This window comes from Streptomyces venezuelae, from assembly GCF_008642275.1.
GTDB lineage: Bacteria > Actinomycetota > Actinomycetes > Streptomycetales > Streptomycetaceae > Streptomyces > Streptomyces venezuelae_E.
Genome location: NZ_CP029189.1, coordinates 1,885,454 through 1,911,364 on the forward strand (window position 1 = coordinate 1,885,454; position 25,911 = coordinate 1,911,364).

At 72.0% G+C, this 25,911-nt stretch carries 21 protein-coding genes; 11 read left to right on the forward strand and 10 right to left on the reverse strand.

What is annotated here, in order from left to right:
• Positions 1–39: 39 nt before the first annotated feature.
• Entirely contained in the window at positions 40–1,449 is a 1,410-nt protein-coding gene (locus DEJ51_RS35495; RefSeq protein ID WP_263411699.1) for a helix-turn-helix domain-containing protein, read from the reverse strand.
• A gap of 166 nt (positions 1,450–1,615) precedes the next feature.
• Between DEJ51_RS35495 and DEJ51_RS07900 the strand changes: the two genes are divergently transcribed.
• Together DEJ51_RS07900 and DEJ51_RS07905 are read left to right on the forward strand one after the other, a co-directional pair.
• A complete protein-coding gene (locus DEJ51_RS07900; RefSeq protein ID WP_223836257.1) occupies positions 1,616–2,275 on the forward strand; it encodes a hypothetical protein in 660 nt (219 codons plus the stop codon).
• A gap of 47 nt (positions 2,276–2,322) precedes the next feature.
• Complete coding sequence (locus DEJ51_RS07905) at positions 2,323–2,583, forward strand: DUF6343 family protein (RefSeq protein WP_190620885.1); 261 nt, start codon at positions 2,323–2,325, stop codon at positions 2,581–2,583.
• Position 2,584: 1 nt separating this feature from the next.
• Here DEJ51_RS07905 and DEJ51_RS07910 read toward each other — a convergent pair whose 3' ends face one another.
• From DEJ51_RS07910 to rpsA, 4 genes are all read right to left on the reverse strand, one after another.
• Positions 2,585–3,001 carry a tetratricopeptide repeat protein gene (locus DEJ51_RS07910; RefSeq protein ID WP_150256951.1) on the reverse strand — a complete coding sequence of 139 codons (417 nt, stop codon included), beginning with the start codon at positions 2,999–3,001 and terminating at the stop codon, positions 2,585–2,587.
• Between the two features lie 141 nt (positions 3,002–3,142).
• Positions 3,143–3,751 (reverse strand): dephospho-CoA kinase, encoded by a 609-nt coding sequence (gene coaE / locus DEJ51_RS07915; RefSeq protein ID WP_150256952.1) that lies wholly within the window; start codon positions 3,749–3,751, stop codon positions 3,143–3,145.
• Between the two features lie 38 nt (positions 3,752–3,789).
• Complete coding sequence (locus tag DEJ51_RS07920) at positions 3,790–4,728, reverse strand: PAC2 family protein (protein WP_150256953.1); 939 nt, start codon at positions 4,726–4,728, stop codon at positions 3,790–3,792.
• 213 nt (positions 4,729–4,941) lie between these two features.
• Positions 4,942–6,450, reverse strand: a complete 1,509-nt coding sequence (gene rpsA / locus DEJ51_RS07925) for a 30S ribosomal protein S1 (protein ID WP_030010959.1) — start codon at positions 6,448–6,450, stop codon at positions 4,942–4,944.
• Positions 6,451–6,803: 353 nt separating this feature from the next.
• Between rpsA and DEJ51_RS07930 the strand changes: the two genes are divergently transcribed.
• A complete protein-coding gene (locus DEJ51_RS07930) occupies positions 6,804–7,652 on the forward strand; it encodes a class I SAM-dependent methyltransferase (protein ID WP_150256954.1) in 849 nt (282 codons plus the stop codon).
• Position 7,653: 1 nt separating this feature from the next.
• The gene (locus tag DEJ51_RS07935; RefSeq protein WP_150256955.1) at positions 7,654–10,317 is read left to right on the forward strand and encodes an ATP-dependent RNA helicase; all 2,664 of its coding nucleotides are present in this window, start codon (positions 7,654–7,656) and stop codon (positions 10,315–10,317) included.
• Here DEJ51_RS07935 and DEJ51_RS07940 read toward each other — a convergent pair.
• The 4 genes from DEJ51_RS07940 to DEJ51_RS07955 all read right to left on the reverse strand — a co-directional run bounded on the left by DEJ51_RS07940 (position 10,307) and on the right by DEJ51_RS07955 (position 13,912).
• A complete protein-coding gene (locus DEJ51_RS07940; protein ID WP_150256956.1) occupies positions 10,307–11,299 on the reverse strand; it encodes a DUF3068 domain-containing protein in 993 nt (330 codons plus the stop codon). The genes DEJ51_RS07935 and DEJ51_RS07940 overlap by 11 nt on opposite strands.
• A gap of 14 nt (positions 11,300–11,313) precedes the next feature.
• Positions 11,314–11,454 carry an SPW_0924 family protein gene (locus tag DEJ51_RS07945; RefSeq protein ID WP_150256957.1) on the reverse strand — a complete coding sequence of 47 codons (141 nt, stop codon included), beginning with the start codon at positions 11,452–11,454 and terminating at the stop codon, positions 11,314–11,316.
• 111 nt (positions 11,455–11,565) lie between these two features.
• Positions 11,566–12,627: a hypothetical protein gene (locus DEJ51_RS07950; protein WP_150256958.1), complete on the reverse strand. Its 1,062-nt coding sequence runs from the start codon at positions 12,625–12,627 to the stop codon at positions 11,566–11,568.
• A gap of 70 nt (positions 12,628–12,697) precedes the next feature.
• Positions 12,698–13,912: a lytic transglycosylase domain-containing protein gene (locus DEJ51_RS07955; RefSeq protein ID WP_150256959.1), complete on the reverse strand. Its 1,215-nt coding sequence runs from the start codon at positions 13,910–13,912 to the stop codon at positions 12,698–12,700.
• 184 nt (positions 13,913–14,096) lie between these two features.
• Here DEJ51_RS07955 and DEJ51_RS07960 point away from each other — a divergent pair, with 184 nt between their 5' ends.
• Positions 14,097–14,957 (forward strand): DUF4184 family protein, encoded by an 861-nt coding sequence (locus tag DEJ51_RS07960; RefSeq protein WP_150256960.1) that lies wholly within the window; start codon positions 14,097–14,099, stop codon positions 14,955–14,957.
• Positions 14,958–14,993: 36 nt separating this feature from the next.
• On the opposite strand, the gene polA is transcribed toward DEJ51_RS07960, so the two are convergent.
• Complete coding sequence (gene polA / locus DEJ51_RS07965; protein ID WP_411757386.1) at positions 14,994–17,648, reverse strand: DNA polymerase I; 2,655 nt, start codon at positions 17,646–17,648, stop codon at positions 14,994–14,996.
• Positions 17,649–17,913: 265 nt separating this feature from the next.
• Here polA and DEJ51_RS07970 point away from each other — a divergent pair, with 265 nt between their 5' ends.
• The 6 genes from DEJ51_RS07970 (at position 17,914) to DEJ51_RS07995 (ending at position 25,908) form a co-directional block, all read left to right on the forward strand.
• Positions 17,914–20,184: an FdhF/YdeP family oxidoreductase gene (locus tag DEJ51_RS07970; RefSeq protein ID WP_150256962.1), complete on the forward strand. Its 2,271-nt coding sequence runs from the start codon at positions 17,914–17,916 to the stop codon at positions 20,182–20,184.
• A gap of 54 nt (positions 20,185–20,238) precedes the next feature.
• Positions 20,239–20,712 (forward strand): PaaI family thioesterase, encoded by a 474-nt coding sequence (locus DEJ51_RS07975; RefSeq protein WP_150256963.1) that lies wholly within the window; start codon positions 20,239–20,241, stop codon positions 20,710–20,712.
• Positions 20,713–20,948: 236 nt separating this feature from the next.
• A complete protein-coding gene (locus DEJ51_RS07980) occupies positions 20,949–21,359 on the forward strand; it encodes a hypothetical protein (protein ID WP_223835703.1) in 411 nt (136 codons plus the stop codon).
• A gap of 541 nt (positions 21,360–21,900) precedes the next feature.
• On the forward strand, positions 21,901–23,136 hold the full coding sequence (locus DEJ51_RS07985) for a branched-chain amino acid ABC transporter substrate-binding protein (protein ID WP_150256965.1): 1,236 nt from the start codon (positions 21,901–21,903) through the stop codon (positions 23,134–23,136).
• Positions 23,137–23,245: 109 nt separating this feature from the next.
• Positions 23,246–24,178, forward strand: coding sequence for a branched-chain amino acid ABC transporter permease (locus tag DEJ51_RS07990; protein WP_030762336.1), 933 nt, complete (start codon positions 23,246–23,248; stop codon positions 24,176–24,178).
• 5 nt (positions 24,179–24,183) lie between these two features.
• Positions 24,184–25,908, forward strand: a complete 1,725-nt coding sequence (locus tag DEJ51_RS07995; protein WP_150256966.1) for a branched-chain amino acid ABC transporter permease — start codon at positions 24,184–24,186, stop codon at positions 25,906–25,908.
• The last annotated feature ends 3 nt before the right edge of the window (positions 25,909–25,911 follow it).

Here is a 25,911-nt window from a genome sequence, read left to right on the forward strand (position 1 = left end):
GCTCATGCCGCTCAGCGTCTGCCGTTCGGCTCCTGCCGTTCAGCGGGCCCAGCGGCCCTGTTCCGGGGCGTACCCGTACACGGGCCGGCCGGTGGTGGCGCTCGTGCGCAGCGGCCGCCCGCCGTCGTCGATGCGCAGGGTGCCCGACCCCGACGGGCCGGTCCACCGCAGGTCCAGGGACCAGTCGCAGTCGCATCCCGTGGTGGCCGCCTCGACCCGTAGGACGACCGGCTCGGCGGCCGAGACCCGCAGGGGGAAGACGGGGGCCGGCAGTGTGCTGCCGCCGTCGTTCCCGGCGACGGGCCGGGCCAGCGGTCGCGGCGCGTCCAGATTGACGGCGAACGCCGCGGGGGTGAGCGCGCCGCCGCATCCCTGCGACATCTGGTAGACGTTCCAGGCCGGTGGCTTGCGGCGGGCGGCCACCCGTACCTCCAGGTCCTCCAGGACCACGGCGCCCCCGCCCGTGCCGTGCAGGGTCACCTCCACGATCTGCGACCCGGCGTGCACCGCGCCCTGCGCCGCCGCCCACGCCGGTGCGTCCGCCTCCACCGGCGGCGGGGGCACCGATCCGGGAGCGCGCCCGCTCAGGTAGGCGTGATCGCAGCCCGCGGTCCACACGTGCGACCTCACCGCTGCCTTGAGGGGCGTGGCCGGGTCCCGGCCCGGGGCCGACACCGGCGGTGGCGGGGCGGTCCGGACGGGCGCCGGGCCCGTCGACCCCGAAGACCCGGCCGAACCGGCCGACCCGTCCGAACCGGTCGAACCGTCCGAACCGTCCGAACCGTCCGAACCGTCCGAACCGTCCGATGGTGTCGGTTCCGCTGCGCCCGTCGCCGTCGGCGCCGAGGCGGACCCCGCGCCCGGGGACACCGGCGCGCTCGGACCCGCGCCCGGGCCCGTCCCCGTACTCCCGCCCACGTGCGGCGTGCCCGGGCCGGGACCGGCCGCCGCCAGCAGCGCCACCGCCACCGCCCCGGCCGTCACCCCCGCGGCGGCGACCACGGCCGCCCGCCGCCGGTACCAGGGCGGCCGAGCCACCGGCTGCCGGAGCCCGGGCCCGGGCTCCGGCAGCACCACCACAGTCGGCTCCGGCACCGGCTCGGGATCCGCTGCCGATTCCGGCTCGGGATCCGGTCCCGGTCCCGGTTCCCGTTCCGGCTCCGGGGTCACGGCGGCCCCCGCGCGCCGCCGCGCGTCCGCCAGCAGCCAGGCCCGGTGCAGGGCCACCGCCTCCCCCTGCGTCGCCCCGCAGGCCCGGGCGAAGCGGTCCACCACCGCGAACTCCGCCGGCAGCGCCTCCCCGCTGCAGTACCGGTGCAGCGTCGACGTACTCGTGTGCAGCCGGCGCGCCAGAGCTCCGTAACTGAGCCCGGCACGCTCCTTCAGCTCCCGCATCAGCCGTGCGAAATGCTCCGCCTCGCCCACGCTCTCCCCCGTTCCGCGTCCCACGACCGCGTTCCACGACCGCGTTCCATGCAGGAGGTGTTCCCCCAGGTGACGGCCTGTACGGCCGTTCCAGCGTCCCGGATTCGCGGCAATCCGTCGCCCGCCACGCCGACCGGGGAACAGGCTCGTCAGGCACACACCACCACGGCACCCACGGGGAGAACCGACCATGTTCCGACGTTCCGGCACCGGCACCGCCACCGCCACCGCCACCGCCACCGCCACCAGGCTCACCACCGCGGTCGTCGCGGCGGCGGCCGCCCTCGTCCTGACCGCCTCCGCCGCCACCTCCGCCGCGACCGCGGCCGCCACCGCTCCCGGCTTCCTGACCGGCACCGACCTTCCCCCGCACCCCACCTCCCCCTGGTACGCGGGCGCGGTCACCAAGGGGCTGCCCGAGACCGCGCCGTTCTGTCTGGAGGGCGTACTCCCGGCCACGGGCAGCTGGCACCGCGTCTTCGGCACCGAGTACGACACGGGCGCCGTGCAGGTCTCCGTACGGTCCGCCTCGCCGGCCGCCGCGGCCAAGCTCGTCGGCACACTGGAGCGCGAGGTCGCCGCCTGCGCCGCCGACTGGCTGCGGACGACCCCGGGCGGCACCGCCTCCTGGCAGGACTACGGCACGCTCCCCGTGGAGGAGGGCGCGCACGTCTACGGGGTCCACACCTCGGTCCCCGACTCCGAGCCCGGGGTGCACCTGTACGGGATCGGGCGCGACGGCTCCACCGTGACCGTCGTGCAGTGGGGCCAGATGGGCGACCTGTCCCACGCCCCGGTCGCCGACTTCAGGAAGACGACCACCAAGGCCGTGAACAAGCTCAACCCCTGACCGAACGGGGTGGGCCGGTGGCACCATGGGCATGAGAGGCGATGACCATGCGTTCCGGAAACGAGCCGGTGACCGCGCGCAGTCCACTGCGGCTGCGGTTCTGGCTGGGTGTCTGGGGGCTCGTCTGGGCTGCCGCCGGCACGGCCTTGTTCTCCCTGGCGGGCCGTCCCGGATGGGCGGCCGCCTGCGGGGCGCTGGCGGTGGTCGTGGCCGTCGACCTCTTCATGATCGTGCGCCACATCCACCAGGGGCCCCACTACCAGCCGGGCCGGGACATCCCGCCGTACGAGCCGCCCCGCAGCCGGTGAGTCAGGCGGGGCCGGCTCCGGCCCCGCCCTCTTCCGCAGGGCCTTCGAAGCGGGCCGCCGCCAGGTATTCGGGCTGCGGGTCGAGTGCCGCGGCGAGGCGGAAGTGCCTGCGGGCCTGCTCGGGCCGGCCCGAGCGCTCGTACGTCCGGGCCAGCGCGAAGTGGGCGAAGGCGTTGTCCGGTTCCCGCTCCAGCACCAGCTCGAACTCCAGCTCGGCCGGTCGCAGCTGCGCCGCCGCGAAGAAGGCCCTGGCCCGCAGCAGCCGCGCCGCCGTGTTCTCCGGGTGGGCGGCTATGACCGAGTCGAGCAGCTTGACCGCGCCGCGCGGGTCCCGGGCGGCGAGCAGCTGCTCGGCGGCCCGGTAGTCGATGACGTGGGTTTCCGGGCTGGACGGTGTGGGGCGCGTGGTTTCGGACACGTTCGAAATCCTTCCCTCTCCGGGCGCGTTCAACGCCCCCGCCCCACCTGCTATTCCATGCACACGTCAGCCGCCCAGGTCAGCCCATGCCGCCCGCATCGGCCGGCTGCCGCCCTCAGCCGCACACGTCAGCCTCACACGTCAAGCGGTCCCGCCCGCCGCCCGCGCCGTGAGCTCGTCCCACACCTTGCGCACCTGCGGCTCCAGCGCCTCCAGCGGCCCGTCGTTGTCGATCACGACGGTCGCCACCGCGAGCCGCTGCTCCCGGGTCGCCTGCGCCGCCATCCGGGCCCGCGCCTCGTCCTCGGCCATCCCGCGCAGCGCGGTCAGCCGCGCCAGCTGGGTCCCCGGCGCCGCGTCCACCACGACGACCAGGTCGTAGAGGGACGCCAGTCCGTTCTCCGTGAGCAGCGGGACGTCGTGCACGACGATCGCGCCGGCCCCCGCGGCGGCTTCCAGCTCCGCCGACCGGGCCCCGACCAGCGGGTGCACGATCGCGTTGAGGGTCTGGAGCTTCGCCGGGTCCGCGAACACGATGGACCCCAGCTTCGGCCGGTCCAGCGTCCCCTCCGCGGTCAGCACCGACTCCCCGAAGGCCGACACGACGGCTGCGAGCCCCGGCGTACCGGGCTCCACGACCTCCCGCGCGATCCGATCGGCGTCGACGACGACCGCCCCGTACCCCGCCAGCAGTCGCGAGACCTCGCTCTTGCCGGCACCGATTCCGCCCGTCAGGCCTACTTTCAGCATGCCCCGCAGCATAGGGCGCCCCGCCGCTGACCCGTACGTCAGTTCTCTCTTTCGCGCTCCGCCAGGAAGCGCTCGAACTCACGGCCGATCTCGTCCGCCGAAGGCAGCTCCGCCGGCTCGGCGATCATGTTGCCCCGGGTCTCGGCCCCGGCGGCGGCGTCGTACTGGTGCTCCAGCCCCTGCACCAGGGCGACCAGCTCCTCGTCGCCCTCCCGGATCTGCCGGTCGATCTCCGTCTGCGTGCGGTGCGCCTCGGTGCGCAGGGCGTGCGCCACGGCCGGCAGCACCAGCCCGGTCGCCGCCGTGATCGCCTCCAGCACGGTCAGCGCGGCGTCCGGGTACGCGGAGCGCGCGACGTAGTGCGGTACGTGCGCGGCGACGCCCAGCACGTCGTGCCCGGCCTGGGCCAGGCGGAATTCCACGAGGGACTCCGCACTGCCCGGCACCTGGGCCTCGTCGAAGGGGCTGCGGTGGCCCGGCATGAGGTCCGTGCGGTTGCCGTGCGGGGTGATGCCCACCGGACGGGTGTGCGGGACGCCCATCGGGATGCCGTGGAAGTTGACCGACAGCCGGACGCCGAGGCGCTCGACGATCTGCCGGACGGCGACGGAGAAGCGCTCCCACTCCACGTCAGGCTCGGGGCCGGACAGCAGCAGGAAGGGGGCTCCGGTGGCGTCCTGGACGAGCCGGAGCTCCAGCCGGGGCTCCTCGAACTCCGTCCAGCGGTCGCGCTGGAAGGTCAGCAGCGGGCGCCGGGCCCGGTAGTCCACCAGCCGGTCCGCGTCGAAGCGGGCGACCACCTGGTGGGGCAGGGTGTCGAGGAGCCGCTCGACGATCTGCTCGCCTGCCTCACCCGCGTCGATGTACCCCTCGAAGTGGTACAGCATGACCAGCCCGGCCGAGTCCTGGGCGACCGCCAGGTCGGCCACCGCCAGGCCCTTGGCATCCCATTCGTACAAACCCTGTGGATCAAGCACCGTCACCACTCCTCCTCGCCTCGTTCTCAGCCAAGAACGTCCAAGGCGGCCCGGCCATTCCCCAGTTGGCCGCATTCACAGGAACGCAACGGAGGAGGGGACGGGGAGGAGCGGGCGGGGGAACGCGGTAAGGCCCGCCCCCCCGAAGGGGACGGGCCTTACCGTTCAACGCAGTTCAGCTCTGCTCACACCAGAGTGTGATGCGCGCTGCGATCAGCTCTGGCCGCCGGCCAGCTTCTCGCGGAGCGCGGCCAGGGCCTCGTCCGACGCCAGGGCGCCAGAGGTCTCGTCCGACTCCGAGGAGTACGAACCACCCGAGATGCCCGCACCGGCGTTGCCACCGGCGGCCGGGGCGGCAGCACCCTCGGCGGCAGCGGCCTCGTCGGCCTCGCGGCTCTTGATGACCTGAGCCTGGTGCTGCTCGAAGCGCTGCTGCGCCTCGGCGTACTGGGTCTCCCAGGCCTCGCGCTGCTTGTCGAAGCCCTCGAGCCAGTCGTTGGTCTCGGGGTCGAAGCCCTCGGGGTAGATGTAGTTGCCCTGGTCGTCGTAAGACGCGGCCATGCCGTACAAGGTCGGGTCGAACTCGACCGACGCCGGGTCGGCACCGAAGGACTCGTTGGCCTGCTTCAGCGACAGCGAGATCCGGCGACGCTCAAGGTCGATGTCGATGACCTTGACGAAGATCTCGTCGTTGACCTGGACGACCTGCTCCGGGATCTCCACGTGGCGCTCGGCCAGCTCGGAGATGTGGACCAGGCCCTCGATGCCCTCGTCCACGCGGACGAACGCACCGAACGGAACCAGCTTGGTGACCTTACCCGGGACGACCTGACCGATCTGGTGGGTCCGGGCGAACTGCTGCCACGGGTCCTCCTGCGTCGCCTTCAGCGACAGGGAGACACGCTCGCGGTCCATGTCCACGTCGAGGACCTCGACGGTGACTTCCTGGCCGACCTCGACAACCTCGGACGGGTGGTCGATGTGCTTCCAGGACAGCTCGGAGACGTGGACGAGACCGTCGACGCCACCCAGGTCCACGAAGGCACCGAAGTTGACGATCGAGGAAACGACGCCGGAGCGGACCTGACCCTTCTGCAGGGTGGTGAGGAACGTCTGGCGGACCTCGGACTGGGTCTGCTCCAGCCAGGCGCGGCGGGACAGGACCACGTTGTTGCGGTTCTTGTCCAGCTCGATGATCTTCGCCTCGAGCTCCTTGCCCACGTAGGGCTGGAGGTCGCGGACACGACGCATCTCGACGAGAGAGGCCGGCAGGAAGCCGCGGAGGCCGATGTCGAGGATGAGACCACCCTTGACGACCTCGATGACGGTACCGGTGACGATGCCGTCTTCTTCCTTGATCTTCTCGATCGTGCCCCAGGCACGCTCGTACTGAGCGCGCTTCTTGGACAGGATCAGACGGCCTTCCTTGTCCTCCTTCTGGAGAACCAGGGCCTCGATCTCGTCGCCGACCTTGACGACCTCGTTCGGGTCGACGTCGTGCTTGATCGAGAGCTCACGGCTCGGGATCACGCCTTCGGTCTTGTAACCGATGTCGAGCAGGACCTCGTCCCGGTCGACCTTCACGATGACGCCGTCGACGATGTCGCCGTCGTTGAAGTACTTGATCGTCTCGTCGATCGCGGCGAGGAAGGCTTCCTCGTTACCGATGTCGTTGACCGCTACCTGCGGAGTGGTAGAGGTGGTCTCGGTGCTGCTCGTCATGTGGGAAAGGGCTCCGGTTACGGACAGAAAGTCGTAGGTACTGCTACGCCGGGAGCCCTTATCGGCATCTGCCGAAGAAGCCGGACAGCCAAGGAGACCCCCTTCCGCGAAGAGCGGCGGGGCCTCGAAAACCGAGGGGACATCAACAGATGCAAGCGCAGCCTGCTAGGTCTGAGGAGCACAGGCTCGCAGCGCAACTTGTAGCATACGGGGGCAGCCGGACAGGGTCAATGCGCGAAGGCGCACACCCCGGGCGGATCACCGCACAACCGGCACAATTCATGGGCGGGAAGCCCTTCCTGGCGCTCCCTGCCACATTCAGAAGACATTCGCAGACTACGACGACGGGCCCCATGAACCAAGAGGACTACGCCTCCGAAGAAGCGTACGAGGCCGATCTGGTCTCCGTGGAAGACCCCGAGGCCACACGGCGTGACGCGGGGGAAGCGGAGAGCAGTCGCGCGAGCCGCAGCTGGTGGGACCGCAACGCCGACGAGTACCAGAACGACCACGGCGCCTTCCTCGGCGACGACCGCTTCGTCTGGGGACCCGAGGGGCTGGACGAGGCGGAGGCGGCCCTCCTCGGCCCCGTCGCCTCCCTCCGCGACAAGGACGTCCTGGAGATCGGCGCCGGAGCCGCCCAGTGCTCGCGCTGGCTGGCCGCCCAGGGCGCCCGCCCGGTCGCCCTCGACCTCTCCCACCGCCAGCTCCAGCACGCCCTGCGCATCGGCGACGACCTCCCGCTGGTCGAGGCCGACGCCGGAAGGCTGCCCTTCCGCGACGGCTCCTTCGACCTGGCCTGTTCCGCGTACGGCGCCGTCCCCTTCGTCGCCGACCCGGTCAACGTCATGCGCGAGGTGCACCGCGTACTGCGCCCCGGCGGCCGCTGGGTCTTCTCCGTGACCCACCCCGTCCGCTGGGCCTTCCCCGACGAGCCCGGACCCGAGGGGCTGTCCGTCGCCGCCTCCTACTTCGACCGCACCGCGTACGTGGAACAGGACGAGCAGGGCCGCGCCGTGTACGTGGAGCACCACCGCACGATCGGCGACCGGGTGCGCGACGTGGTCGCGGGCGGCTTCCGCCTGCTCGACCTGGTCGAGCCCGAGTGGCCGGAGTGGAACAGCCAGGAGTGGGGCGGCTGGTCCCCGCTGCGCGGCAACCTGATCCCGGGCACCGCGATCTTCGTCTGCGAGCGCGACTGACGTGATCCGGACCGCCGCCCTCGACGCCCTGCCCGTACGGGAGGCCGTGCCCGCGCTCGTCTCGGCGCTGGACGACCACGGCACGGCGGTGCTCTGCGCCCCGCCCGGCACCGGCAAGACCACCCTGGTACCGCTGGTCCTGGCCGGGCTGGTGGGCGGCGGGCCGCGCCGCCGGGTGGTCGTCGCCGAGCCCCGGCGGATCGCCGCGCGGGCCGCGGCGCGCCGGATGGCCTGGCTGCTGGGCGAGCAGGTCGGCGGCGCGGTCGGGTTCACCGTGCGCGGGGAACGGGTGGTCGGCCCGGACACCGCCGTCGAGGTGGTGACCACCGGGGTACTGCTCCAGCGCCTCCAGCGCGACCAGGAGCTGGCCGCGGTGGACGTGGTGATCCTGGACGAGTGCCACGAGCGGCACCTGGACGCCGACACGGTCGCCGCCTTCCTCCTCGACGTACGGGAGACCCTGCGCCCGGAGCTACGGCTGGTGGCGGCCTCGGCGACGACGGACTCCGCCGGCTGGGCCCGGGTACTGGGCGGCGCGCCGGTGGTGGAGGCCGCGGGGGTCTCGTACCCCGTGGAGACGGTCTGGGCCCCGCCGGCCCGGCCGGTGCGGCCCCCGCACGGGATGCGGGTGGACCCGGCGCAGCTGACGCACGTGGCCGCGGTGGTGCGGCGGGCGCTGGCCGAACGCGACGGCGACGTCCTGTGCTTCCTGCCCGGCGTCGGCGAGATCGCCCGGGTCGCCGGGCAGCTGGGCGGGGTGGACGCGGAGGTGCTGCAGATCCACGGCCGGGCCCCGGCGGCCGTCCAGGACGCGGTGCTCTCCGTCGCGGGACACCGCAGGGTGATCCTGTCGACCGCGGTGGCGGAGTCGAGCCTGACCGTCCCCGGGGTACGCGTGGTGGTGGACTCCGGGCTGGCCCGCGAGCCCCGGGTGGACCACGCGCGGGGGCTGGGCGCGCTGGCGACCGTACGGGCGTCCCGCGCGGCCGGGCGCCAGCGGGCGGGCCGGGCCGGGCGCGAGGCACCGGGCACGGTGTACCGCTGCTGGGCCGAGGCGGAGGACGGCCGCCTCGCCGCGTTCCCCGCTCCGGAGATCCGCATCGCCGACCTGGCGCAGTTCGCCCTGCAGGCCGCCTGCTGGGGCGATCCGGACGCGGCCGGGCTGGCCCTGCTGGACCCGCCGCCGGCGGGGGCCATGGCCGCGGCGCGCGAGGTGCTGGTGGCCGTCGGCGCGGTGTCCCCGGCCGGTGCCGTCGCCGCCCGCGGGCAGCGGATGGCCCGGCTCGGGCTGCACCCGCGGCTGGCCCGGGCCCTGCTGGACGGCTCCGCCGCGCTCGGTGCCCGCCGGGCCGCGGAGGTGGTGGCCCTGCTGAGCGAGGAGCCGCCGCGGGAGTACGGGGACGACCTGGCCGGCGCGTGGCGGCGGGCCCGCGCGGGCGGAGACGGCTACGCCGGGCGCTGGCGCGCGGAGGCCCGCCGCCTGGAGCGTGCCGCGTCCCCTGCGGGGCGCTCCGCCGAAACCGGGGCCGGTGCCGCACCCCGCACCCCGCTCGGGTGCGGCACCGCTGCCGGGGACCAGCCCCCGGACCCCCGCGCCTCAAACGCCGGCGGGGCTGAAGAACCAGCCTCGCCGGCGTTTGAGGCGCGGGGTTCGGGGCGGAGCCCCGGCGGCGGAGCCGCGCCCGACGACGGCGCCGCCGGGCTGATCGCGGCCCTGGCCTTCCCCGAGCGGGTGGCGAAGGGCAAGGGCTCGGGATCCTTCCTGATGGCCAACGGCACCGGGGCCGAGGTGGGCGAGGGCTCGGGCCTGCGGCGGGCACCCTGGCTGGCCGTCGCCGTCGCCGACCGGCCCCCGCATTCCGCGTCGGCACGGGTCCGGCTCGGCGCCGTCGTCGACGAGGACACCGCCCGTACCGCCGCCGCGCACCTGCTCACGGCGGCGGAAGAGGTCCACTGGGAGGACGGCGACCTGGTCGCCCGCGCCGCCGAGCGCCTCGGCGCGATCGAGCTGGCCGTACGTCCGCTGCGCAGCCCCGACCCGGCGCTCGTCCGGGCTGCCCTCCTCGACGGGCTGCGCGCCGAGGGGCTCGGCCTGCTGCGCTGGTCCCCGGACGCGCTGGCGCTGCGGGCCCGCCTCGGGTTCCTGCACCGTACGCTCGGCGGCGCCTGGCCCGACGTGGCCGACGACCGGGCCCTGCTGGAGCGCGCCGACGACTGGCTGGAGCCCGAGCTGTCGCGGGCCCGGCGGCGTGCCGACCTCGGGCGGATCGACGCCGGGCAGGCCCTGAACCGGCTGCTGCCCTGGGCCACCGGGGAGGCCGCCCGGCTGGACGAGCTGGCTCCGGAACGCCTGGAGGTGCCCAGCGGTTCGCGTATCCGGGTGGACTACTCGGCGGAGCACGGCCAGCCGGTGCTGGCGGTGAAGCTGCAGGAGCTGTTCGGGCTGGCCGAGACCCCGCGGGTGGCGGGCGTACCGGTGCTGGTGCACCTGCTGTCGCCCGCCGGCCGGCCCGCCGCCGTCACCGCCGACCTCGCCTCCTTCTGGGAGGGCGGCTACCGGGCCGTGCGCGCGGAGCTGCGCGGGCGCTACCCCAAGCACCCCTGGCCCGAGGATCCGGCCGGCGCCGAGCCCACCCGGCACACCAACGCCCGGCTCAGGCGCTGACCCCGTCCGTAGGCCCGGCCCCCGCCTCGCGTACGCGACGGCCGCGGGCCTCCAGCCACAGGGCCGCGCCGAGCAGGGCGAGCCCGCCCGCGGCCAGGCCGATCGGCGCGTAGGTGTGCAGCGCGAGGACCTTCGTACGGTTCGCCTTGACCAGGTCGACGGTGTAGTCGGAGTAGTCCTCGCGCATGGTGACGTGTCCGGCGAAGGCGGTGAGCTTGCCGTCGGGGCCGCCGGCTGCGATGCCGCCGCGCATCTCCTGCTGGATGTCCTGCTCGGCGTTGACGGGTGCGCCGGTCACCGGGTCGACCCAGAACCTCGCCTTGGCGGTGTACCAGAGGGTGGTGCCGGTGGCCGCCTCGATCGTCGACGGGTCGATGCCCTCGATCGGCATCTTCTTGGGCATGGGGACCTTCGTCCAGGGGACGGTCTGCTCGAAGTAGTAGACGTCCATGCCCTTGAACGTGCGCGGTCCGACGTAGTGGATGGGCGAGGAGGTGCGGGTCTGCGCGTCGAAGTACAGGTAGTCGCGGGGCTCGGTGAAGAAGGGCCACTTGAACTCGATGCCCTCGCGCTTGACGGGGTCGCCGTCGACCATCTCCCCGGTGGCGTGGACCGGGTCCTGGGTGTGCGCGTCGAAGATGTAGCGCTCGGGGATCTGGGAGACCATCTTGCCGTCGGGGCCGATGATGTAGGACAGGGTGTCCCAGACCACGACGTCCTTGCCCGCGCTCGCCTCTATCTCCCGGGACGCCTCGACGTTGCCCTTGAGGGTCTGGACGATGGTGACCTTGTCGACCTTCTTGGGCTGCATGCCGCCGGTGTAGTCGAGGAGCGTCGCGTCCTTCGCCTCCAGGACCATCTCCTGGTACTGGTTCGGCGGGATCTTGGCGAGGCGGGGGTACGCGTACCAGCGCAGCAGCGGTGCGAGGGCTGCGCAGAACACGGCGAGGGCCAGCAGGACAAGGCTCGCTCTGCGTCGCACGGCCGGACCCTCCTCTACTTTCCGGGCGCGGGGGGCGCGGTGGTGAGCAGGGGCTTGGGTGAGGTCTCGCCTTCGGGCACCCCGAAGGCCGTGATGGCGAACACGAGGGCCAGCGCGGCCGCGAGGCCGATGGCGGCGGCGACGAATGCGCGCATGCCGGGGCTCCGGAATCTGATGAGGCGTCAGAGATGGGGCACCGTAGCAACGCGGGGGCGAGATGAGAACGGTTCGGCGTGATCCGCGGAACGCGGGCGCCCCCCGCCCGGCTACGACGGGCGGCCGCCCAGGCGGTCGTGGATCGCGCGCAGCCAGGGTTCGCGGACGGCGGGCAGCCGGGACAGGGTGTGCAGGAGGACACGCCGGTCGGGGTGGAAGGCTCGCCAGGGGTACCGGGGCAGCGGATCGTCGCGCAGGATCCCGCCGGGAAGCAGGCCGGGAGCGGGGACCAGCCGCCGGTCGTCGTGGAAGGCCAGGTACGTCCAGACGTCGGCGGCCAGGGGCACGGCCTCGGCGGTGCCGGCCGGCGGCTGCCAGGCTTCGCCCGTCTGCGGGTGCTGCGGGACGAGAACGATGTCGGGAGCGTCGGGGGCGCCGGGGGCGGGGGTGGGCAGGCCCGGCCCGGCCAGGGCCAGGGTCTTCTCGGCCGGCCCGGCCGGGAACAGTTCGTCGAGCGCGCGGCCGAAGGTCGTCGCGAGGAGGCCGGCGGGGACACCGACGCGATCGCCTCCCGAGGCGGCCAGGAGGTGGGCGAGGGCGTCCGCGACGGCCGCCTCCCAGTGCGGGCTCCAGCAACCGGGCGCTTCGATCGGCGGCGCGGCCCGACGGTCACGGGTGAGCTCCGTCCAGTCGGCGATCGGGTCGGGGCCGCCGGAAGGGAGCGCGTGCACGGCGGTCGGATCGAGCCGCACCACTTGCCAGAGCGTGCAGTCGTCGACGCGGGTGGCCACCGCCCGACCGCAGTCCGCGCAGGCCAGGTTGGGGCCGGCGCGCCCGTCCAGGCCCAGGCAGTAGCCGTCGCAACGCTCGGGGATCAGGACGGTGCCTCGGGTGTCGCCCGGCGCGACGAGGATCGCGCCCGCCGGCCCGAAGGAGAGGGAGGGGACCGGGGCGAAGACGCCGCGGGCGGCCGCCTCGTCGGCCCCGATCGTGTCCCACAGCCGCCAGGGCGGGCCGGAGGGCTCCGGGTCGACGGCGTAGGTGCCCTGATCCATCAGGGCGGGCAGCAGTTCGTGCCCGTAGCGCTGGTGGGTGCGGGCGGGCAGCGCGACCCGCGTCAGGGAGTCGGTCAGCCCGGCTCCGCACCCCGCGCATACGAACACCTCGGCCATGCACCCTCCCCGCCCCCTGAACAGCGGGAATTATCAGGGGGCGGGTGATCGGCCGCCAACTCCTTTTGCCCTACGGGGCACCGGTCGCGCTCGGCGTCGGCGTCGGCGTCCGGCTCGGCGTGGGTGTCGGCGTCGGACGCGGCGTCGGCTTGGAGCTCGCCGTGGGGCTGGGCTTCGGCGACGGCGTCACGGTCGGACTGGGCGTAGGAGTGGGGGTGGGGGTGGGCGTAGGAGTGGGAGTGGGGGTCGGAATGGGCGTAGGCGTCGGCGTGGGCTTCGGGTCCGGCTTCGGCGTCGGAGTGGGCGTGGGGGTCGGCGTCGGCGTCGGCGTGGGCGTCGGAGTCGGCGTGGGCGTGGGCGTCGGCTTCGAGGTCGGGGGCGGTGTCGTGGGTGTGCCCTGACCCGCATCGGGTCGGTCCGGAACCGCGTGCGTCCCCTTCAGGTAGTACGTGAACCAGGACCGCACCGTCCGCAGGTACTCCGTGGACCGGTTGTAGGAGAGCACGGCCCGGTCCAGGTCCGCGTCCACCCGCAGGTCGCGGCCGCCCGCGCACAGGTAGCGCGCGGCGGCGAGGGCCGCGTCGTGCACGTTGTTCGGGTTGCGCCGGCCGTCGCCGTCCGCGTCCTGGCCCCACGCCGCCCACGTGGAGGGGATGAACTGCATCGGCCCGACCGCCCGGTCGTACCGGGAGTCCCCGTCGTAGGCCCCGCCGTCCGTGTCCGGGATGTTCGCGAAGCCGTTGCCGTCGAGCACGGGCCCCAGGATCGGCCGCAGCGTGGTCCCGGCCCGGTCGACCTGCCCGCCGCGCGCCTGCCCGGACTCCACCTTGCCGATGGCCGCGAGGAGTTGCCAGCGCAGTCCGCAGCCCGGGGCGGTCCGCCCCACCGTCTTCTCCGCGCGCAGGTACGCGGCGAGCACGCTCGCCGGTATCCCCTGCGACCCTTCCGCGGGCCCGGTCACAGCCGGCACCGCGGCGGCCTCGGGGACGGCCTGCGCCTGCGGCGGCCCTCCGTCGGGCAGCAGCACCTCCGGTGGCTGCGGGCCCACCGGCGGCGGGAGTTCGGTGAAGTACGCGGAGTCGCCGCCAGCCGGGTCCGCGGCCGGCTGCGACTGCGACTGCGACTGCGACTGCGACTGCGCGGCGGACTCCCCTGCGGCGGAGAGCCGGTCGGTGCTCCCGTCCGTCGGAGCCTGGGACGCGGTCACCGCGGCGGCCACCAGAGCGGAGACCAGGGCGGCCGTCGTTCCCCTGCGCAGCCTGCGTCCGAGTATTCGAGCCGACATGAGCCGGACCCCTCCCCCTCGACGTCCGCGTGACCCTACGTCAACTCCCTGCACACAGCACGCAAGGTGGGCGGGAATTCACCACATCCCCACGTCCCGAGGCAGGTCACGCATACTGTCTGGACCCTTCGCGAGCATTGGCCCGATGTAAGGGCCATCCACAGGAAGACCCAGGGAAGGTGCCATGCCGTTCACTCTCAGCCACGCGGCCGCCGTGCTTCCGGCCATCCGCCGGACCGGGCGTGCGCGGGGCCCTCTCGTCGCCTCCGCACTCGTCCTCGGGTCGTTCGCGCCGGACACCTTCTACTTCACGGACGCGGTCGTCGAAGGCGTGATGACGTACGGGGCCTTCACCCACTCGCTGCCGGGCGTCCTCACCCTGGACGCCGTGCTGACCGCCGTCCTGGTGGGTTTCTGGCTTCTGCTGCGCGAGCCGCTGGTCGCGCTCCTGCCGCCCGGCTGGCGGGGCAGGGTGTACGCCCTGGTACGGGGCGAGGCCTGGCGCGAGCGCCCCCGGCCGGCCGCGCTCGCGGGCTGGTTCTACGTCTCGGCGGCCACCGGGTCCCTCACCCATGTGACGTGGGACAGCTTCACGCATCACGACCGCTGGGGCACGGACGCGCTGCCCGGTCTCGCCGAGCCCCTCGTCTACGGTCTGCCGGGCTACTCCTTCCTCCAGTACGGCACTTCGGCCGTCGCCGCATGTGCCCTGCTCTGGTTCACGGTGACCGCCCTGCGCCGGCTTCCGGCACTCCCGGCCCCCGCGTCCGTGCCGGTGCTCTCCCGGGCGGAGCTCTGGGGTGCGCTCGCCCTGTTCGTGGTGTGCGTGGCGGCCGGAGTCACCCGGCGCGTCCTGCGCTTCTTCGACTTCTTCGACCGGATCCGCACGCCCCTCGACATCATCCCGACCATCTGTTTCGGCGCGGGCGCGGGACTGACCGTGGCACTGCTGGTCTACGGGGTCCTCGTACGGCTGCGGCACCGCCGCGACCGGACCGGGCGCGAGGCGGACGAGGAAACGCGGACGCCCGTCCCCTCCGCCTGAGCAGCGGGGACGGGCGCCGGGTGGACCGTACGGCGATCAGTGCGCGGCGGACTCCCAGTCCGGGCCGACGCCCACCGACACGTCCAGTGCGGCCCGCAGCTCGACGGCGGCGCCCATCTCGCGCCGCACCAGCTCCTCCACCTGCTCGCGCTCGCCCGGGGCGATCTCCAGCACGATTTCGTCGTGGACCTGGAGCAGCATCCGCGACCGCAGGCCGGCCTCGGCGATCGCCTTGTCCACGCGCAGCATGGCGACCTTGACGATGTCGGCGGCGGTGCCCTGGATCGGGGCGTTGAGCGCCATCCGCTCGGCGGCCTCGCGGCGCTGGCGGTTGTCGCTGCCCAGGTCGGGCAGGTACCGGCGGCGGCCGAAGACCGTCGCCGTGTATCCGGTGGCGCGGGCTTCCTCGACCACCCGGTGGAGGTAGTCCCGGACGCCGCCGAACCGCTCGAAGAAGGTCTCCATCAGGCCGCGCGCCTCGGCGGGCTCGATGTTCAGCTGCTGGGCGAGGCCGAACGCGGACAGCCCGTAGGCCAGTCCGTACGACATGGCCTTGATCTTGCGGCGCATCTCGGCGTCGACCTGGTCGCGCTCCACCCCGAAGACCTGGGAGGCGACGGTGGTGTGCAGGTCCTCGCCGGTCGCGAACGCCTCGATCAGGCCCTCGTCCTCGGAGAGGTGGGCCATGACGCGCAGCTCGATCTGGCTGTAGTCGGCCGTCATCAGCGACTCGAAGCCCTCGCCGACGACGAAGCCGCGGCGGATGGCCCGGCCCTCGTCGGTGCGCACCGGCACGTTCTGCAGGTTGGGGTCGGTGGAGGACAGCCGGCCGGTGGCGGCGACGGTCTGGCTGAAGCTGGTGTGCACCCGGCCGTCGGCGGCGATGGTCTTGACCAGGCCTTCGACGGTGACGCGCAGCTTGGCCTGCTCCCGGTGCCGCAGCATGATCACGGGGAGTTCGTGGTCGGTCTGCGTGGCCAGCCAGGCCAGCGCGTCGGCGTCCGTGGTGTAGCCGGTCTTGGTCTTCTTGGTCTTCGGCAGGTCCAGCTCGCCGAAGAAGACCTCCTGGAGCTGCTTGGGCGAGCCGAGGTTGAACTCGTGGCCGACGGTGGCGTGGGCCTCCTTGACGGCCTGCTGCACGGCTCCGGCGAACTGCTGCTCCATGGCCTCCAGGTGGTCGCGGTCGGCGGCGATGCCGGACCGCTCCATCCGCGCGAGCAGTTCGGAGGTGGGCAGCTCCATGTCGTGGAGCAGCTCCGCGGCGCCCACCTCGGCGAGCTTGTCCGTGAAGGCGTCGCCCAGGTCCAGGACGGCGCGGGCCTGTGCCATCAGGGCCTCGGCCTCGGCGGTCTCGTCGGCACCGAAGGCCAGCTGGCCGTCGGCAGCGGCGGGCGCCAGCTCGCGGTGCAGGTACTCCATGGACAGGGCGTCCAGGGCGAAGGACCGGCGGCCCGGCTTGACCAGGTAGGCGGCGAGCGCGGTGTCCATGGTGACACCGGCGAGGGTCCAGCCGTGCTCGGGGAAGACCCGCATCAGGCCCTTGGCGTTGTGCACGACCTTCGGCTTCGCCGCGTCGGCGGCCCAGGCCGCGAAGGCCCGCTCGTCCGCCTCGTCCAGCTCGGCGGGCGTGAACCAGGCGGCGGCCCCGCCGGCCGCGGCCAGCGCGATCTCGGTGACACTGCCCTGGCCGAGCGCCCAGCTGTCGACGGTCGCGACGCCCAGCGGCCCGCCCGCGTGGCTCTCCAGCCACGGCGCCAGCTCGCCCGTGCCCAGCACGGACGCGTCCAGCTCCACTCCGGCCGCCGGCGCCGGGGCCTCCTCCACGGCCGCACCCGGGTCCACGGCGAGCAGCCGCTCGCGCAGCGACGCGTTGCGGATCTCCAGCACGTCCAGCACGCCGAGCAGGGCCGTCCGGTCGTAGGCGAGGCGCTCCAGGTCGGCCGGGGCCTTGTCCAGCTCCACGTCCTTGACCATCTCGGTCAGGACCCGGTTGAGCTTGACGGCTTCCAGGTGGTCCCGGAAGTTCTGCCCGGCCTTGCCCTTGACCTCCTCGGCGCGCTCCACGAGCTCCGCGAATGACCCGAACTGGGTGATCCACTTGGCCGCGGTCTTCTCGCCGACCCCGGGGATGCCCGGCAGGTTGTCGGACGGGTCGCCGCGCAGGGCCGCGAAGTCCGGGTACTGCTGCGGGGTGAGCCCGTACTTCTCCTCGACCTTCTCCGGGGTGAACCGGGTGAGCTCGGAGACGCCCTTGGTCGGGTAGAGCACGGTGGTGTGCTCGGAGACGAGCTGGAAGGAGTCCCGGTCACCGGTGACGATCAGCACGTCGAAGCCGGCCGCCTCCGCCTGCGTCGCCAGCGTCGCGATCACGTCGTCGGCCTCGAAGCCGTCGACCGCGAACCGCGGCACGTGCATCGCGTCGAGGAGCTCGCCGATCAGCTCGACCTGCCCCTTGAACTCGTCGGGGGTCTTGGAGCGGTTCGCCTTGTACTCGGGGAACTCCGTCGAACGCCACGTCTTGCGGGAGACGTCGAACGCCACCGCGAAGTGCGTGGGGGCCTCGTCGCGCAGCGTGTTCGCCAGCATCGACGCGAAACCGTAGATTGCGTTGGTCGGCTGCCCCGTCGCGGTCGTGAAGTTCTCCGCGGGCAGCGCGAAGAACGCCCGGTAGGCCAGGGAGTGCCCGTCCATGAGCATCAGGCGGGGGCGGCCCGCTGCGGACGGCTGGTCGGTCTTCTTCGCTGATGAATCTGCCACGCACCGATCCTAGGCGCCCCCACCGACAATTCCGGCCCGTCGCCTCCCTGGGCGCATCCTCCCCACCGGACGCCCCCGGCGCATCCGCCCGGGGCACGGTGAGCACCAGTCCGCCCTCCCCTCGATCCGTGGTCCGTGCAAGGATCGAAGGACGCGGCCACACGTGCTGCACATGTACGTACGCTCGAAGGGGAGCGCGATGGCGACCAAGCCGCCCACAGGTGATCCGGTACAGGACGCACCACAGGTCACACCGCCCAAGCACGCGGCCGCGGGCCTGCCCGCCATCGGGCACACCCTGCGGATAGCGCAGCAGCAGATGGGCGTCGCCCGCACGGCCCGCACCCTGCTCAAGGTCAACCAGAAGGACGGCTTCGACTGCCCGGGCTGCGCCTGGCCCGAGGGCGACAAGCGGCACACGGCCGAGTTCTGCGAGAACGGCGCCAAGGCCGTCGCGGAAGAGGCCACGCTGCGCCGGGTCACCCCCGGATTCTTCGCCGCGCACCCGCTGGCCGACCTGGCCACCCGCTCCGGCTACTGGCTCGGACAGCAGGGCCGCATCACCGAACCGATGTACCTCCCCGAGGGCGGCGACCGCTACGAGCCGGTCACCTGGGAGCGGGCCTTCGCGATCATCGCCGAGGAGCTGACCGCCCTCGGCTCCCCCGACGAGGCCCTCTTCTACACCTCGGGCCGCACCAGCAACGAGGCCGCGTTCCTCTTCCAGCTCTTCGCCCGCGAGTTCGGCACCAACAACCTGCCCGACTGCTCGAACATGTGCCACGAGTCCTCGGGCTCCGCGCTGACCGAGACCATCGGCATCGGCAAGGGCAGCGTCTCCCTCGAAGACCTCCACCAGGCCGACCTGATCATCGTCGCCGGGCAGAACCCGGGCACCAACCACCCGCGCATGCTCTCCGCCCTGGAGAAGGCCAAGACCGCCGGCGCGAAGATCATCTCGGTGAACCCGCTGCCCGAGGCCGGCATGGAGCGGTTCAAGAACCCGCAGACCCCGGTCGGCATGCTCAAGGGCACCGCCCTCAACGACCTCTTCCTGCAGATCCGCATCGGCGGCGACCAGGCCCTCTTCCGCCTCCTCAACAAGCTCGTCATCGCGACCGAGGGCGCCACCGACGAGGCCTTCATCCGCGAGCACACCCACGGCTACGACGAACTCGCGGCCGCCGCGAAGGAAGCCGACTGGGACGAGACCCTCACCGCGACCGGCCTGACCCGCCCCGAGATCGAGCGCGCCCTGGCCATGATCCTGGCCTCCGAGCGCACCATCGTCTGCTGGGCCATGGGCCTCACCCAGCACAAGCACGCCGTCGCCACCATCCGCGAGGTCGTCAACCTGCTCCTGCTGCGCGGCAACATCGGCCGCCCCGGCGCCGGCGTCTGCCCCGTCCGCGGCCACTCCAACGTGCAGGGCGACCGCACCATGGGGATCTTCGAACGGCCCGCACCCGCCTTCCTCGACGCCCTCGACAAGGAATTCGGGATCACCTCGCCGCGCGGCCACGGCTACGACGTGGTCCGCTCCATCGAGGCGATGCGCGACGGCAACGCCAAGGTCCTCTTCGCGATGGGCGGCAATTTCGTCGGCGCCACCCCCGACACCGACGTCACCGAGGCCGCGATCCGCCGCACGGCCCTGACCGTCCACGTGTCCACCAAGCTCAACCGCTCCCACGCGGTCACCGGCCGGCGCGCCCTGATCCTGCCCACCCTCGGCCGTACCGACAAGGACGTACAGGCGAGCGGCAAGCAGTTCGTCACAGTCGAGGACTCCATGGGCATGGTCCACGCCTCCCGCGGCAACCTCGCCCCGGCCTCCCCGCACCTGCTCTCCGAGCCCGCGATCGTGGCCCGCATGGCCCGCGCGGTCCTCGGCGAGGCCTCCGCCACCCCGTGGGAGCAGTTCGAGTCCGACTACGGCTCGATCCGCGAACGCATCTCCCGCGTGATCCCCGGCTTCGAGGACTTCAACGCCCGCGCCGCCCGCCCGGCCGGCTTCCGGCTCCCGCACGCCCCGCGCGACGAGCGCCGCTTCCCGACGAGGACCGGCAAGGCCAACTTCACCGCCGCCCCCGTGGAGTACCCGCGCGTCCCGGCGGGACGGCTGCTCCTGCAGACCCTGCGCAGCCACGACCAGTACAACACCACGATCTACGGCCTGGACGACCGTTACCGCGGCATCACCGGCGGCCGCCGCGTGGTCATGGTGAACCCGCAGGACGCGGCCGAGCTGGGCCTGGCCGACGGTTCGTACACGGACCTGGTGAGCGAGTGGAAGGACGGCGTGGAGCGGCGCGCGCCCGGCTTCCGCGTCGTGCACTACCCGACCGCCCGCGGCTGCGCGGCCGCCTACTACCCGGAGACCAACGTGCTGGTCCCGCTGGACTCGACCGCGGACACCAGCAACACCCCGGCCAGCAAGTCCGTCGTCGTGCGCTTCGAACCGGCCTGATAGAACGACCTCAGGACAAGATGGTTAACGATCGTTGACGAACGGAGCCTGAGCATGGGCGAGCAGCACGCAGTGAAGTTCCCGCAGGAGGTCCTCGACGAGTACGCGGCCCTGGGCATCGACCTGCCCGCGCTGTTCTCGGCGGGACACCTGGGCGAGCGGATGGACATCCGCATCCTGGAGGCCTCCGCCGACCGCGTCGTCGGCACCATGCCCGTCGAGGGCAACACCCAGCCGTACGGGCTGCTCCACGGCGGCGCCTCGGCGGTGCTGGCCGAGACCCTCGGCTCGGTCGGCGCCATGATGCACGGCGGCATCACCAAGATCGCCGTCGGCGTGGACCTGAACTGCACCCACCACCGGGGCGCCCGCTCCGGCATCGTCACCGGCGTCGCCACCCCGGTCCACCGCGGCCGCTCGACCACCACCTTCGAGATCGTCATCACCGACGAACAGGACAAGCGGATCTGCACCGCCCGCCTGACCTGCCTGCTGCGCGACGCCGACCAGGCCGCCTCGGGAGCCTGACCCCCGGGCCGCCGTCCCCCGGCCGCCGACACCGCAGCACCACGGCACAGCCACAGCACCACGGCCAGGCCACCACCCGACAGGCCCGGACCCCGCCCGCACGGAACGGCGGCGGCTCCGGGCCTGCGCGCGATACCGGACGGCACAGCACCCGCCAACCGCCCGGAATCCGCCAGTCCGCACGCTTCGCGGTGAGATCTGTTGTGTCACCGATGGTCACGGCCTACCGTCCCCCCATGGGGACCCTGCCACGCACGGCCCGGTACGCCGCCCACACCCTCCTCGCGGCGCTCGCCCTGTCCGGATGCTCATCCTCCGCGCCACCCTCCGCGGCGGGTTCCACGAGCCCCTCCGCCGCCCCCACCTCCGCTCCCCCCTCGCCCGTACAGGTGTGCACGAGCCTCGTGTCCTACTGGGCGAAGGAGACCCTCATGGGCACCACGTGGTCCGGTCTCGACTGGGAGCAGAAGGGCCTGTCCAACGACCAGTACGCCATCCACGAGGACGCCGTCGCCGCAGGTCGGGCCGAGGAACGAACTGCCGGGCAGGACAAGGCACTTGAGCTGATCGACCGGTTCGTGGCGCGGCGCTGCGCCGCCGAGGGCGGTGCGACGCGCAGCTCGGAGAACTGGCGCCCGCCGACGTGACCGAGGTCACCGCATTCCCGAGCGCGCTGTCCGGCTTCCGGGCAGATACCCCCGCGGGACCGAACCGCAGGTGAGGGGCCGTACGGCCACCTGGACAAGATCCACTCGCGTACGGAAGTGACCTCTTGACCGTCACTCTGCGTAATAAGCACGGGGGTCCGAATCCGCTTTTTCCCTTAAGAAAGACCACTCGGAGGATTCCTATGGACACGCGCAGCCACATTCGGCCGAAAATGATCTAAGACAGGTGCATGAAGGCCTCAAGCCCCTTAGGAGAACAGGTAATTCTCAGGATGCGGACACCCCTCAAGGTAAGAAAACGTCCGATTTGTCCACACTCCCGCAGCACATTCTTGGCCTTGGCATAACAAGAGCGTCACATCCTCCTTTCCCTGCTCCCCGTGCTCGCCACCTCGGGCCTAGAGTCACGGCCAGTCACCGCGCCGCAGGGCGCAATCAGCACGGCCGTGGACCTCCCAGTGCGGCCCGGCGACCTAACGGCACCTCTCAGGAGAGAGCCGCGCCAGGGAAAGGAAGAATCGTGCGACACCGTTCTTTGCTCGTCCTCACCACCGTGATCACCACGGGAGCACTGACCCTCACCGCTTGCGGATCGCGCGACGGCGGAGACTCCAAGGACAACGGCGGCGGCAAGAAGACCACCGTCGTCATCGGTGTGGACGCCCCGCTCACCGGCTCGCTCTCCGCGCTCGGCCAGGGCATCAAGAACTCCGTCGACCTCGCGGCCAAGACGGCCAACAAGAACAACGAGGTCCCGGGCATCGAGTTCAAGGTCGAGGCCCTCGACGACCAGGCCGTCCCCGCCTCCGGTCAGGCCAACGCCACCAAGCTCGTCGGCAACAAGGACGTCCTCGGCGTCGTCGGCCCGCTGAACTCCGGCGTCGCCCAGCAGATGCAGGGCGTCTTCGCCTCCGCCAACCTGGCGCAGGTCTCCCCCGCCAACACCAACCCCGCGCTCAGCCAGGGCGACAACTGGGGCAAGGGCGAGTTCAAGCGCGGCTTCAAGACCTACTTCCGCACCGCCGCCACCGACGTGGTCCAGGGCAAGTTCGCCGCCCAGTACCTCTTCAAGGACGCCGGCAAGAAGAAGGTCTTCATCGTCGACGACAAGCAGACCTACGGCGCCGGCCTCGCCGCCATCTTCGCCGAGGAGTTCAAGAAGCTCGGCGGCGAGGTCGTCGGCACCGACCACGTCACCGTGAAGGAGACCGACTTCTCCTCCACCGCCGACAAGGTCAAGTCCTCCGGCGCCGACTCCGTCTACTTCGGCGGCCAGTACCCCGAGGGCGGCCTCCTCGCCGACCAGATCAAGAAGACCGGCGCCAACGTCCCCCTCATGGGCGGCGACGGCATCCAGGACCCGGCCTTCATCAGCGCCTCCGGTGAGGCCAACGAGGGCGACCTCGCCACCTCCATCGGCTACCCGGTCGAGAAGCTCGACACCGCCAAGAAGTTCATCGAGGACTACAAGGCCGAGGGCTACAAGGACCCGTACGCCGCCTACGGTGGCTACTCCTACGACGCCGGCTGGGCCGTCATCCAGGCCGTCAAGGCCGCCGTCGCCGCCAACAACGGCAAGCTCCCCACCGACGCCCGCGCCAAGGTCGTCGAGGCACTCGGCAAGGTCTCCTTCGAAGGCGTGACCGGCAAGGTCGCCTTCGACGAGTACGGCGACACCACCAACAAGCAGCTCACCGTCTACAAGGTCGAGGGCGGCAAGTGGGTCGACGTCAAGAGCGACACCTTCAACCAGTAAGCCAGTAACCCCCAGCACCACCCGTAACACCTGAACCAATCGCCGCGCGAGGGCGCAAACAGCGCCCTCGCGCGGAGTCTTATCCGACACGCTCATCGGAGGCCCTGCGGTGCACGAACTGCCGCAACAGCTGGCCAACGGCCTGGCCCTCGGTGCTCTCTATGGCCTCATCGCCATCGGGTACACCATGGTCTACGGCATCGTCCAGCTCATCAACTTCGCCCACGGCGAGATCTTCATGATCGGCGGCTTCGGCGCCCTCAGCGCCTACGCCATCCTCCCGACCGGCACCTCCCTGCTGATCGCGATACCCGTCATGATCGTCGGAGGTGCCGCCACCTCCGTCGCCGTGGCCTGCGCAGCCGAACGCTTCGCCTACCGCCCACTGCGCAGCGCCCCCCGGCTCGCACCCCTCATCACCGCAATCGGCCTCTCGATCGCGCTCCAGCAGCTCGTCTGGCAGTTCTACCCGGACGCCAAGAAGGCCGTCAGCTTCCCTGAATTCAAGGGCGCCGCCTTCAAGATCACCGACAGCCTGGCCATCCAGCGCGCGGACCTCTTCGTCCTCATCCTCGCCCCGCTCTGCATGCTCGCCCTCGGCATCTTCGTCCAGAAGAGCCGCAGCGGCCGCGCCATGCAGGCCACCGCGCAGGACCCCGACACCGCCAAGCTGATGGGCATCAACACCGACCGCATCATCGTCATGGCCTTCGCCATCGGTGCCGCGTTCGCCGCCGTCGCCGCCGTCGCCTACGGCCTCGACAAGGGCCAGATCAACTTCGAGATGGGCTTCATCCTCGGCCTCAAGGCCTTCACCGCAGCCGTCCTCGGCGGCATCGGCAACATCTACGGAGCCATGGTCGGCGGCGTCGTCCTCGGACTCGCCGAAGCCCTCTCCATCGCCTACATCGAAGACATCCCCGGCATGTCGCAGCTCGGCGGTGGCGCCTGGTCCAACGTCTGGGCCTTCGTACTCCTCATCGTCGTCCTCCTCGTGCGGCCACAAGGCCTGCTCGGCGAGCGCGTCGCGGATCGGGCGTGAGAACCATGACCACCAACACCACCCCGCAGACCGCCGACACGGTGAAGCAGGGCCCCGCGCCCACCACCCTCCTCTACGCGGTCATCGCAGGCAGCCTCCTCACCATCGTCAGCGCCTTCCTCGCGTGGACCTGGACCGCCGAATTCCCCGGCGACCTGACCTACTACGGAAGCCCCGCAGGCCTCCAGTACGTCACCCTCGCCGGAGCCGCCCTCACCCTCGCCCACGCGCTCTCCGCACTCGGCGTCAAGGGCCTCGGCTGGCTCACCCCCAACGGCTCCCGCAAAGCCCTCTTCTTCCTCACCCTCGGCAACCTCGCCGCCACCTGGTTCACGGTCATCGCCATCACCGTCGTCCTCGGCGGAGTCGTCAACCTCGAACCCGGCGCCTACGTCGCCATCATCGGCACGCTCATCCCGGTCCTCGCCGTGAACAAGCTCGCCGACGACACCCGCAAGCCGGCCCCCGCCAAGGAACTGCCCTCCTGGGCAGAAATCCTCATCATCACCGCCGTCTTCGCCATCGGCCTCTTCGTCATCACCTACGGCATCGACACCGATGACAAGGAACCGCAGCTCTTCGTCGCCTACCTGATCACCGTCGGCCTCGCCGCCTTCGCGCTGAACAAGTCCGGCCTCTTCGCCCGCCTCGGCGGCCTCACCGCCAAGTACCGCCAGGTCACCCTGATCGGCACCGCGGCCGCCGCCATCGCCTTCCCCTTCATCCAGCAGAGCGGCGACACCTACACGCTCATCGCGGTCAACATCCTGATCTTCGCGACCGTCGCCCTCGGCCTCAACGTCGTCGTCGGCCTCGCCGGCCTCCTCGACCTCGGCTACGTCGCCTTCCTCGGCGTCGGCGCCTACGCCGCGGCCCTGGTCTCCGGAAGCACCGCATCCGCCTTCGGCATCCACCTCCCCTTCTGGGCAGCGGTCATCGTCGGCGCCCTCGCCTCGCTCATCTTCGGCGTGGTCATCGGAGCCCCCACCCTCCGCCTGCGCGGCGACTACCTCGCCATCGTCACCCTCGGCTTCGGAGAAATCTTCCGCATCGCCATGGGCAACCTCGACGGCACCTCCGGCCCCGACATCACCAACGGCCCCAACGGCATCCCCAACATCCCCCACCTCGAACTCTTCGGGTGGAACTTCGGGGAATCCCACATCGTCGGCGGCATCACCCTCGGCGCCTACGCCAACTACTACTTCCTGATGCTGCTCGTCATGGCACTGGTCGTCGTGGTCTTCGCCCGCGCCGGCAGCAGCCGCATCGGCCGCGCCTGGGTCGCCATCCGCGAAGACGAGACCGCCGCCGAAGCCATGGGCATCAACGGCTTCAAGGTCAAGCTCATCGCCTTCGCCCTCGGCGCCACCCTCGCCGGCCTCGCCGGCACCGTCCAGGCACACGTCAACAGCACGGTCGTCCCCGAGAACTACGTCTTCGCCGGGCCCGTCCCGCCGAACTCCGCGTTCCTCCTCGCCGCCGTCATCCTCGGCGGCATGGGCACCATCCGCGGCCCCATCCTCGGCGCCGCACTCCTCTTCCTGATCCCCGCGAAGCTGGCCTTCCTCCAGGACTACCAGCTCCTCGCGTTCGGCATCGCCCTCATCCTGCTCATGCGCTTCCGCCCCGAAGGCCTCATCGCCAACAAGCGCGCGCAGCTCGAGTTCCACGACGACACCGCTGACCAGGCCCCCACGGACCTGGCCACCGCCAAGGCGGGGGCGTGAACG